Source organism: Corallococcus sp. CA054B (assembly GCF_003611625.1).
In the GTDB taxonomy this organism is placed as follows: domain Bacteria; phylum Myxococcota; class Myxococcia; order Myxococcales; family Myxococcaceae; genus Corallococcus; species Corallococcus coralloides.
Genome location: NZ_RAVY01000275.1, coordinates 1 through 9898, shown reverse-complemented (window position 1 = coordinate 9898; position 9898 = coordinate 1). Strand labels below are relative to the sequence as shown.

Here is a 9898-nt window from a genome sequence, read left to right as displayed (position 1 = left end):
GGAATGAAGGGTGGGAGCGGGTGCGCGCTTGCGGCAGACTCGGATGCGTCATGACGGATGGACGCAGCGGGACGGCGGCAGCGAAGCGCACGGTGTACTGCGAGGACGCGCTCGCGTGGTTGGACGCGCGGCCGGTGTTGGAGGGGTGCTCGATGGTGGCGTCGTTGCCGGACGTCTCCGAGTTCCCGCAGCTCACGGTGCCCCAGTGGAAGGACTGGTTCGTGGGGGCGGCGGCGAAGGTGTTGTCGCGGGTGCCGGAGGACGGGGTGGCGGTGTTCTACCAGTCCGACGTGAAGAAGGACGGGGCGTGGGTGGACAAGGGCTACCTGGTGTCGAAGGCGGCGGAGGCCGCGGGGTGCGACACGCTCTGGCACAAGGTGGTGTGCCGTCGGACGCCGGGGACGGTGACGTTCGGGAGGCCGGCGTACTCGCACCTGCTGTGTTTCAGCCGGGGGTTGAAGGCGGACGCGGCGAAGTCCACGGCGGACGTGTTGCCGGACCCCGGCGAGGTGACGTGGACGCGAGGCATGGGGCTCAACGCGTGCCTGGTGGCCTGCCGCTTCATCCTGGAGCAGACGCGCACGCGCACGGTGGTGGACCCCTTCTGCGGCCACGGCACCGCGCTCGCGGTGGCCAACGCCCTGGGCCTGGACGCGGTGGGCGTGGAGCTGAGCCGCAAGCGCGCACGCCGCGCGAGGAACCTCCAGGCGGCGTGGACGGGCGGGAAGCTGGTGCTCTCCAGCGCGGACGGTGGCGGCGAAGAAGACGCGTCGCCGGAGTGACGGCTCAGGCCGCCTGGGCTCCGGCGAGCGCCTGGGCCACGTCCTTCTCCAGTTGGGTGAGGAACGTCTCGAACAGGCGCTCCTCCAGCGCGAACGCGGGCTCCAGCGTCGTGCCCGCCTTCTCCAGACGCTCCATGCACGCGTCCTCGATGGCGCGGCGGTGGGACTGCTCCTCCACCACCACGCGCCCCAGCTCCTCGCGCACCACCGCGTGCCGCGTGGCCGCCTTGTAGAGCGGGTAGAGCACCATCGCCCGGCGCTCCACCACCGACGTCGTGAGCAGGTAGTGCAGGTAGACGTCCGTCGTCCCCGTGACGCCCGTCACCCACTCCGCCAGCTGCCGGTCCAACGACTGGAACCACGCCGACGCCGCGCCCACGCCCAGGAACTCCGTCACGTCCTCGCGGCCCGCCACCTCACAGGCCAGCCGCTTGAACGTGAACGCGTGGCGCGTCTCGTCCGCCAGGTGCCCCAGCACCTCCAGCGACGGGTGCCGGTCCGCCACCGTGCGCGAAATCTTCCGCGCCCCAATGAACTCCAGGAGCGACAACGTGTGCAGCCACCGCACTTCCAACTCCGGAGATTGAGCCAGCTGCCGCAACACCGTCTGGATTCTGTCACGCATGGGGCGCCCCTCTATCGCGCCCCGCACGCCCTCCCAAGCACTGTCGCTCCGGACAGGAGTCATCACCCGCCCTGACCGGAAAGCCAGGGTCGGAGGACTGGCCAACAATGTCCATGCCCCCGCGTTTGACCCCGGGGCCTCCGTCGCCTTTGCTTCCCCGTGTCGAGGGCTGCGCCTGGTGCCGGGGGGTTGACCAGCATGCGTCCGTATCGCGGAGACCTGCATCCGTCCGGGCACCGTCCTGCCCGCGCCGCCGTGTCGCGGTCCGGCACCGGAGCGCGCGCATGAAGTCCCCGTCCCTGTCCTCCTGCCAGGGAGTGACGGCCTTCCGCCGCTGGATGCGCGCCCAGGACGCGGGCCGGCTCCTCGCGTCCCTGCGCGTGCGCCCCCTCGCGGGCTACCTCCTCCGGGGCTCGGCGCTCGTGGGCGCCGTCGCGTGGGCCCCCGGCGTCCACTCCTTCTTCGCCGTGCCCTTCACCCCCGCGCTCGCGTGCTTCCTGCCCGGCGCCGTCCACCGCGTCGCCTTCGCCTTCGTGCACGCACGCCACCGTCGAGTGGGCGCCGGGAGCTGGCTCGCGTGGCTGCCGGGCCTGGCGCTGGAGCACTTCTTCCTCGCGGGCCTCACCGCGCTCGCCGCGCCTTCCGGGGCGCTCGTCCTTGGCGTGCTGCTCATCGGCGTCTCGGCGGTGCATGGCCGGCGCTACCGCGTGACCTGGCGCGAGCCCTTCCTCATGGTCGGCACGCTCGTGGCCCTGCTGGGCGCGGCGGTGCTCGCGTGGCACGCCCAGAACGGGCGGCTCCTCGCCGTCGTGGGGCCCGCGGCCCTGGTCGCGCAGGTGTACCTGGGCTCGCTCGCCATGCGCTACGACCAGGCCCGCGCGGACGCGGACCGCCTGCGCGCCGCCGTGCACGCGCAGCTCGTGGAACAGCAGGAGCGCGACGTGGGCCGCCTCACCCAGGCCATGGCGGAAATCCTGGGCCACCACCAGGGCATGGACCAGGCGCTGCACGACGCCGGCACCGCCGCGGACATGATGAAGGCCTTCGGCACGCAGCGCGGGGTGCTCGCGCGCAATGGCTTCGAGGACCAGGCCCGCCAGCTCCAGGACAGCCTGCGGCAGCTCCAGGAGATGGTGAAGGAGGTGCGCGCCAAGAGCCGCCGCTTCGCCGGCACGGAGCCGGAGGCCGTGGACCTGGGCCTGGTGCTGGAGTCCGTGCAGGCCCAGGTGTCCCTGCGCTTCCCCGACGTGGACATCCACGTGGAGATGCAGATGTCCCAGCCGCCTCGCGCGCTCCTGCGCGGCGGGCCACTCACGCTGCGGCGGGTGGTGGAGAACCTGGTTGTCAACGCATGCGAGGGCAATGGCGAACAAGGCGCGTCCCGGGTCTTCATCCGGGCGCGCACCGAGCCGCTCAGCGGACGCCTGGAGGTGGAGATCGAGGACGACGGACCCGGCTTCCCTCCGGAGCGCCTCAACGCGCCCGCGGAGGAGCTCTACACGACCAAGTCCCAGGGCACGGGGCTGGGCCTCTACACCAGCGAGTGCCTGCTCCGCGCCAGCGGAGGCCTGCTGCACCGGCACAACGGACCAGGAGGCGGCGCCCTGCTCCGCATCCTGCTGCCCCGGGAGTATCCATGAAGCCCCTCAGCGCCCCCACCCCGACGCCGTCCACGCCCCTGACGCGCGGGCGCGACGCGAATGAGGCGGTGGCCCCGTCCAGCGGCCCGGCCCTGCTCACGCCGTTCGACGTGCGCGCCTACCATGAAGCCCTCGCCGCGCGCGGCCTCGCCCGCCAGGGCACGAGCCCGCGCGTGTACTGCCACACGGGGCTGGTGGACCGGCTGCCTCCACCCGGCACGCCGGGGCCGGAGCTGCGCGAGCGGATGAGGGACTCGCAGGAGGCGATGCTCGCGGAGCTGGCGCGCGCCATGGGCCCCTTCCCGGACGGCGGCGAGGTGCTGGACATGGGCAGTGTGCTGGGCGGCAGCGCGCTGTACTGGGCCCAGGAGCACCGCGCGCGCGTGACGGCGATGGTGACCGTGCCCACGCACCTGGAACAGGTGCGCCGCTTCGTGCACGAGGCGGGCCTGGGCGCGCACATGCAGGTCCGGCAGTGCACGGCCGAGCCGCCCCGGACCCGCGAGTGCTACGACGCCGTCATCGCCGTGGAGAACACCTGCGCCCTGCCCCGCTCGGAGTGGCTGCGCGGCGTGCACGCCCGGCTCAAGCCCGGCGGCATGCTCGCCATCGCGGACTGCTTCTGGGTGCGGCCCAACGCCGTGCATCCCTCCGAGAACGCGTGGAGCCGCCACCTGGGCAGCGTGAACGCGTTCCTCGCGGACGCGCGCGAAGCGGGCCTGGAGCTGGAGGCACATGACGACGTGTCCGCGCGAGCGGTGGGCTTCTGGACGCTGAGCTCGGAGCTGCGCGTCCATGAGCACCTGGCCCGCGCGCCCACGGACGCCCATAGCCTGCGCGCCGCGCTCAACGCCGTGCGCGCCGAGTCGCGCCGCGAGCACCTGTGGCTGCAACAGGGCCTGCTGGATGGAGGCCTGGAGTACGCGCTGCTCGTGCTGCGCCGCGAGGGCTGATCCGCCGTCCATGGGCAGGCGGCCCGGCGGGCCCCTGCTCCACGGCACGTAGAGAGGGCGGCCCGGCGCCGTGCAGCGCCCGGACGATGCTCCCGCCCCAGTCCACCCCCAGCCTTGGGTTCGTCACACCAACATGGGGGGTCGAGCATGAAGGGTTTCACGCGATGGATGGTGCTGGGAGCGGTGGCGGGCGCGATGGCCCTGACCGGGTGCCAGAGCAAGGAGCGCTCGCAGGAGGGCGGCGGAACGGGAGGCTCCGGAAGCACGCAGGGCACCCAGGGAACCCAGGGCACCGAGCCCCGCATGGGCACGGGGCAGGAGCCGAGCACGCCCCCGAGCCAGGGCGAGGGCTCGACGATGGATCAGGGCATGGGCGGCGGCGGTGACGCGGGCACGGGCGGCTCCGGCTACGACTCGGGCACGGGCGGCTCCGGCTACGACTCGGGCACGGGCGGCTCCGGCATGGAGGGCTCCGGTGGCTCGGGCAGCGACACCGGCGGCTCCATGACGCCGGGCTCCAGCAACGACATGGGCTCGTCTGGCGGCAACACCGGCTCCGGGACCACGGGTGGCTCGGTGCCCGAGCCCACCCGCTAGGCCATGAGGCTCGGGACGGCGCGGGCGTGTCCAGTGGCACGCCCGCGCCCATCTTCAAATCTTCACCATCCACGCGCCGGTGAGGCGGCTCTCCGTCTTCACCAGGTCGGGGCTCCAGCAACCCCGCGAGGTTGGCGAAGGGATGCGGGCCCTCGCGTCGTGCGAATCGCAGGGTGTCCGTGCGGGACTTCGCGCGAAGCGCAAGAGGGTTGGACGCGCATCCAACGTGCTGGATTTCCACCGGTGAACTCCCCGTAGGACCTGGGGGCATGCCCTGTGTCCACCCGCGCATCACCCCGGGGGGTGGGAAAGTCGGGAGGAAGGCAGGACTCGGGTACGGTGCCCGCACGATGCGCTTCTCCTTCGTGCACGCCGCGGATCTCCACCTGGACACGCCGTTCCGGGGAGTGGCCACGCACGGCCCGCTCCTGGAGCGCTTCCAGCAGTCCACCTTCCATGCACTCGCGCGCATCGTGGACGTGTGTCTGCGCGAGCACGTGACGTTCCTCCTCCTGGCCGGGGATTTGTTCGATGTGAAGGACCGCTCGGTGCGCGCGCGGCTGGCCCTGCGCACGGAGCTGTCCCGGCTGGACCGCGCGGGCATCCAGACCTTCATCGTCCACGGCAACCATGATCCGCTGAGCGGGGACACCGGCACGCTGGGGCTGCCTGCGTCGGTGAAGGTGTTCGGCCCGGAGTGGGAGGACGTGGAGGTCCGGCGCGAGGGCCGGCGCCTGTGCCACGTGCAGGGCGTGTCCTATCCGGACGTGGAGGTGCGCGAGAACCTGTCCGCGAGGTTCCGCCGCACCGGCGAGCACTTCAGCGTGGGCCTGCTGCACGCGAACCTGGGCGGCGACGCGGGCCACGCGAACTACGCGCCCTGCACGGCCGCGGATCTGGCGGCGGGCGGGCTGGACTACTGGGCATTGGGGCACGTGCACACGCGCGCGGAGCACCTGCTGCCCGGCGGCGGCGTGGCGGTGTACCCGGGCAACCCGCAGGGCCGGCACGTGCACGAGACGGGCGAGCGCGGCTGCGTGGTGGTGGACGTGGAGGACGGCGTCGCGCGCAGGAGGTTCGTACCGGTGGACCGCGTGCGCTGGCACCGGCTGGACGTGCCGCTCGCGGGCGTCACGTCGCTGGACATGCTCCAGGCGGTGGCCACGGAGGTGGTGGAGTCGCGCTGCGCGGAGGACTTCGACGGGCACGCGGTGCGCCTCACGCTGGCCGGACGCGGCCCGCTACATCGGGAGCTCGCGAGGCCCGGCGCGAGGACGCAGCTGGAGGCGGACCTGCGTGAGCGGCTGGCGCGCGCGCATCCGCCGGTGCTGCTGGAGTCGCTGCGTGATGGCAGCCGGCCGGAGGTGGACCTGGAGGCGGTGCGCGCCGGGGGCGGCTTCCTGGGCACGCTGCTGGAGGAGGCGCAGGCGCTGTCCCATGACGACGAAGCGCTCGCGTCGCTGTGGGACGACGAGGACCTGACGACGCTGGGACAGCGGCTCAAGCGGCTGGGCGTGGATGCGCTGGAGGCGCCTCGGCCGGAGCTGGTGGCGCAGGCGGGCCAGCGCGGCGTGGAGCAACTCCACGAGGAGGCATCATGAAGCCGGGCCTGCGCATCAACCGCTTCCAGGTGGACGGCTTCGGGCACTTCCGGGGCTACTCGGGGACGCCGGGGCCGGGGCTCACGCTGCTGTACGGGCCCAACGAGGCGGGCAAGAGCACGCTGCTCGCGTTCCTGCGCGGCGTGCTGTTCGGCTTCGAGAAGCGCGGCCAGCCGGAGCGCTATGAGCCGGAGGGCGCGCTCTTCGGAGGTGAGCTGTGGCTGGACACGGCCGTCGGCCCGCTGGTGGTGCACCGCCACGGCGGCAAGCGCGCGTCGGAGGGCACGCTCACGGTGCGCGGTCTGGATGGACAGCCGCTGCCGGAGACGCTGCTCGACCAGGCGCTGGCGGACGTGCCGCGCGAGCTGTTCTTCGAGGTGTTCGCCTTCCGCCTGGATGAGCTGTCGTCGTTCCAGCGGCTCGCGCAGCAGCGCGGCGTGTCGGAGGCGCTGTTCGCCGCGGGCATGCAGGGCGCGCGAAGGTTGCCGGAGACGGTGGAGCGGCTGCGCAAGGACGCCGAAGCGCTGTACGCGCCGCGTGGACAGAAGCCCGAGCTGAACCGCGTGATGAAGGAACTGGAGGAGGTGCAGCAGGCGCTGCGCGAAGCGGGAGACCGGCCCGCGCTCTACTTCTCCACGCGCGACCAGCTGGCGGAGCGCATCGCGGAGGGCCACGCGCTGGAGGTGGCGCGCAAGCACACCGAGCGCGAGCTGGACCACGCCTCGAGGCTGGAGTCCGCGCTGGGGGACCTGGCGGTGCTCGCGCGCGACCGGGCGGAGCTGGCCACGCTGCCGGTGCTGGACACCTTCCCGCCGGGCGCGGAGACGCGGCTGGAGGACGTGCTCCAGCGGCGCAAGACGTACCGGGCCCAGCAGGCGCAACTGCACGAAAGGCTCGCGCCCATTGAAGAGGCGCGGGAGCGGCTGGCGGCCCCATGGCCCGTGCGCGAGCGCGCGGAGTCCCTGCGCACGGCGCTGGCCACGTACTCCGGACACTCCGAACAGCTCCGCTCACTGCCCGCGCGCAGGGCGTCGCTCACGTCGCGGCGGCGGCAGCTGGAGCAATCGCTGGGAGAGCTGGGGCTCGCGGTGGACGCGGGCGGCTTGCTCGCGCTGGACCTGGGCGCGCGGGCGCGAGGAGAGCTGGAGTCGCTCGCGGGGAGGCTGGACGCGGCGGACACGGCGCTCGCGCAGGCGGAGGCGGAGCAGGCGCGCACGCGCGAGGAACGGGCGCGGCTGGAGACGGCGCTGGGGCGGGTCCAGGCGGAGCTGGAGGCGCTGCCCGAGGAGCGGCCCGCGCAGGTGCGGCAGCGGCAGGCGGCGGTGGGCCGGATGCGCGCGGTGCGCGGAGACCTGGAGCGGCTGTCCGAGCAGCGACTGGAGCAGCGTCGCCAGATGGACGGCGTGCGGGCGCCCACGGACGCGGTGCCGCTGCGCTCGCTGTTGCCGATGTCGTGGGTGGTGGCGGCGGCGCTCGTGGCGTTGGGGTTCGCGGCGCTCGCGGCGTGGCTCGCGGGTCCGTCCGTGGGCGTGCTGTGCGCGGTGGGCGGCCTGCTGCTGGTGGGGTTGCTGCTGCTCGTGCGCCACCGCGTGGAGACGGCGCGCAAGGCCAGCTTGGAGGCGCAGGCGGCGCGGCACCGCTGGCGGCAGCAGGAGGAGGAGCGCTTCCGCTCGGTGCAGGCGGCGATGAGCGCGCGAGAAGAGCTGCTCCAACGCGAGCTGTTGAATGCCTCCGGCGCGGCGGGGCTGTCCCCGGGCGCGTCGCTGTCGGACCTGGCCGCGCAGGAGGCCCAGCTCGCGGAGCTGCTGACGCAGGCCGAGCGGCGCGAGCTGCTGGGGCGCGAGGAGGACACGCTGCGCACGGCCTGGGACACGGCTTTGCGCGAGGACCAGCGCGTGGAGGAGGCTCGACTGCGCGCGAGCCAGCGCGAGGAGGTGCTGCGCGAGGAGTGGATGGCGTTCCTGGTGGCGCGCCGCTTCCCGGAAACCCTCTCCGCGGCGTCGGCGCTGACGCTGTGGCTGGATGCCGCGGCGCTGCGGCAGCGGCTCTTGGACCTGCGCACGGACGAGGAGGAGTTCACGGTGGCGGAGGCCGCGTGCGACGCGGTGACGACGCGGCTGTTGCAGGAAGCGCGAGCAGCGGGCCTGCCCGAGGGGCCGCCGGAGACAGTGGCCGCGCGGGTGTCCGTGGCGCTGGAAGAAGTGCGCTCGAGGGCGGCCGACCAGCGGCACCTGGACGGACAGCGCGGCGAGCTGCTGGCGGAGAAGGCGCGGCTGGACCAGCTGGCGCTGGACGAGGACCAGGCGTGGGAGACGCTACTCACGGAAGGCGGCTGCCAGGACGAGGCCACCTTCCGCCGCCGCGCGGTGCAGGCGCGAAGGTACGCGGAGCTGGCGGCCCGGGTGCGCGAGCACGTCCAGCGGGTGCAGGCACTCACCGGCCTGGGTGAGAACGCGGCGAACGAGGAGGTCCACGCGGCGGGCGGCGAGACGGGCCTGAAGGAACAGCTCGCCACGCTGCGCGAGCGCCACAAGGCCGAAGGCGAGCGGCACAAGGCCGTGCTCACGGAGCAGGGCAGCCTGAAGACGCAGCTGTCGCAGTGGGAGAACGACGACCGCGTGTCACGGCTGCGCATCCAGGAGGAGACGCTGCGCGCGAAGGCGGCGGAGCTGGCCACGCGCTACGCGGCGGACCGGCTGACGCTGGCGTTGCTCGGGAGGGCGCGCCGGAGGTTCGAGGAGGAGCAGCAGCCGCGCGTCATCCAGCTGGCGAGCGAGCTGTTCTCCGAGCTGACGGCGGGGCGCTACCGCCGCGTCTTCATCCCGGCCGGGGACGCGCGCGAGCTGCGGGTGAGTGACGGCGCCAGGGACTGGAGCGCGGAGCAGCTGTCCCGGGGCACGCGCGAGCAGCTGTTCCTCGCGTTCCGGCTGGCCGTCATCCGCGACTTCGGAGAGACGCGGGGCGCGCTGCCGCTCATCACGGATGACGTGCTGGTGAACTTCGATCCGGAACGGGCCCGGGGCGCGGTGCGGCTCTTCGCGAGGCTGGCGGAAGCCCACCAGGTCATCGCCTTCACCTGCCACCCGTGGCTGCGCGAGCAGTTCGAAGCGGAGGGCGCCCATGTCCTGGAGCTGCCCGGCGCCACGAAGTCCCTCCGCGAAGGCGCCCAACCCTTACGGGTGGTCTCCAGCGGCTAGGGAACGGCGAACCCTGGCGCACAAAAAAATACTGGGAGCGCGCCCCCTCGACGCGCTCCCAGTAACTCAACCCCTCCCCCGAGGGGTCCCCCTCTCGGATGCGGCCCCCAAAGCTCCGCGTCCGTCCTGCTTTTCCTTCAAGACGTCGACTACCGAAAACCTTGAGTCCCGGAAGATCGACCCCCGAAACCCTTTCCCCCTCTGCCCGGTCCGCTCTGCGTCCCGAGCCCTTGGACCCTGGTGGCTCTGCCCCCAGCATCCCCACCTCGCCTTCAATACGTCGGCCGCGAAAAACCTTGGCTGGGCCCTGTTTTTTTCGCCATCCCCTCTGACGCGGCCTGTCGGACGGCCCTCCCCGGGGCCTGCGTCAGCGCTGCTGCTACAGTCGCCCACCCTGGAGGGGCGCCATGCGGAAGCCGTCGGCGGTGGTCATTGGAGGCGTCGTGCTCCTGCTCCTCATCGGAGCCGGGGTCTTCTGGTGGCTGCGCCCCACTCCTCCCACC

Annotated in this window: 7 protein-coding genes; 6 read left to right on the top strand and 1 reads right to left on the bottom strand. The window is 73.0% G+C overall.

Annotation, left to right across the window (positions count from 1 at the left end; genetic code table 11):
• Positions 1–50 precede the first annotated feature (50 nt).
• Positions 51–782: an SAM-dependent methyltransferase gene (locus D7V80_RS37990; RefSeq protein WP_120592717.1), complete on the top strand. Its 732-nt coding sequence runs from the start codon at positions 51–53 to the stop codon at positions 780–782.
• A 4-nt stretch (positions 783–786) separates the two neighbouring features.
• Here D7V80_RS37990 and D7V80_RS37985 read toward each other — a convergent pair whose 3' ends face one another.
• Positions 787–1407: a hypothetical protein gene (locus D7V80_RS37985; RefSeq protein WP_120592716.1), complete on the bottom strand. Its 621-nt coding sequence runs from the start codon at positions 1405–1407 to the stop codon at positions 787–789.
• A gap of 284 nt (positions 1408–1691) precedes the next feature.
• On the opposite strand from D7V80_RS37985, the gene D7V80_RS37980 reads away from it, so the two are divergent.
• The 5 genes from D7V80_RS37980 (at position 1692) to D7V80_RS37960 (ending at position 9395) form a co-directional block, all read left to right on the top strand.
• Positions 1692–3047: a sensor histidine kinase gene (locus D7V80_RS37980; RefSeq protein WP_120592715.1), complete on the top strand. Its 1356-nt coding sequence runs from the start codon at positions 1692–1694 to the stop codon at positions 3045–3047.
• The gene (locus tag D7V80_RS37975; RefSeq protein WP_120592714.1) at positions 3044–4000 is read left to right on the top strand and encodes a cyclopropane-fatty-acyl-phospholipid synthase family protein; all 957 of its coding nucleotides are present in this window, start codon (positions 3044–3046) and stop codon (positions 3998–4000) included. The genes D7V80_RS37980 and D7V80_RS37975 overlap by 4 nt, the downstream gene beginning before the upstream one ends.
• Positions 4001–4147: 147 nt before the next feature.
• The gene (locus D7V80_RS37970; protein WP_147447352.1) at positions 4148–4597 is read left to right on the top strand and encodes a hypothetical protein; all 450 of its coding nucleotides are present in this window, start codon (positions 4148–4150) and stop codon (positions 4595–4597) included.
• A 350-nt stretch (positions 4598–4947) separates the two neighbouring features.
• Positions 4948–6198, top strand: a complete 1251-nt coding sequence (locus D7V80_RS37965) for a DNA repair exonuclease (protein WP_120592712.1) — start codon at positions 4948–4950, stop codon at positions 6196–6198.
• Positions 6195–9395 carry an AAA family ATPase gene (locus tag D7V80_RS37960; RefSeq protein WP_120592711.1) on the top strand — a complete coding sequence of 1067 codons (3201 nt, stop codon included), beginning with the start codon at positions 6195–6197 and terminating at the stop codon, positions 9393–9395. Before D7V80_RS37965 ends, D7V80_RS37960 begins: the two co-directional genes overlap by 4 nt.
• Positions 9396–9898 lie beyond the last annotated feature (503 nt).

Excerpts from the sequence above, each read along its gene's own strand:
- D7V80_RS37990 (WP_120592717.1), top strand. The coding sequence starts at position 51 with ATGACGGATGGACGCAGCGGGACGGCGGCAGCGAAGCGCACGGTGTAC.
- D7V80_RS37960 (WP_120592711.1), top strand. The coding sequence starts at position 6,195 with ATGAAGCCGGGCCTGCGCATCAACCGCTTCCAGGTGGACGGCTTCGGG.
- D7V80_RS37980 (WP_120592715.1), top strand. The coding sequence starts at position 1,692 with ATGAAGTCCCCGTCCCTGTCCTCCTGCCAGGGAGTGACGGCCTTCCGC.
- D7V80_RS37975 (WP_120592714.1), top strand. The coding sequence starts at position 3,044 with ATGAAGCCCCTCAGCGCCCCCACCCCGACGCCGTCCACGCCCCTGACG.
- D7V80_RS37985 (WP_120592716.1), bottom strand. The coding sequence starts at position 1,407 with ATGCGTGACAGAATCCAGACGGTGTTGCGGCAGCTGGCTCAATCTCCG.
- D7V80_RS37965 (WP_120592712.1), top strand. The coding sequence starts at position 4,948 with ATGCGCTTCTCCTTCGTGCACGCCGCGGATCTCCACCTGGACACGCCG.
- D7V80_RS37970 (WP_147447352.1), top strand. The coding sequence starts at position 4,148 with ATGAAGGGTTTCACGCGATGGATGGTGCTGGGAGCGGTGGCGGGCGCG.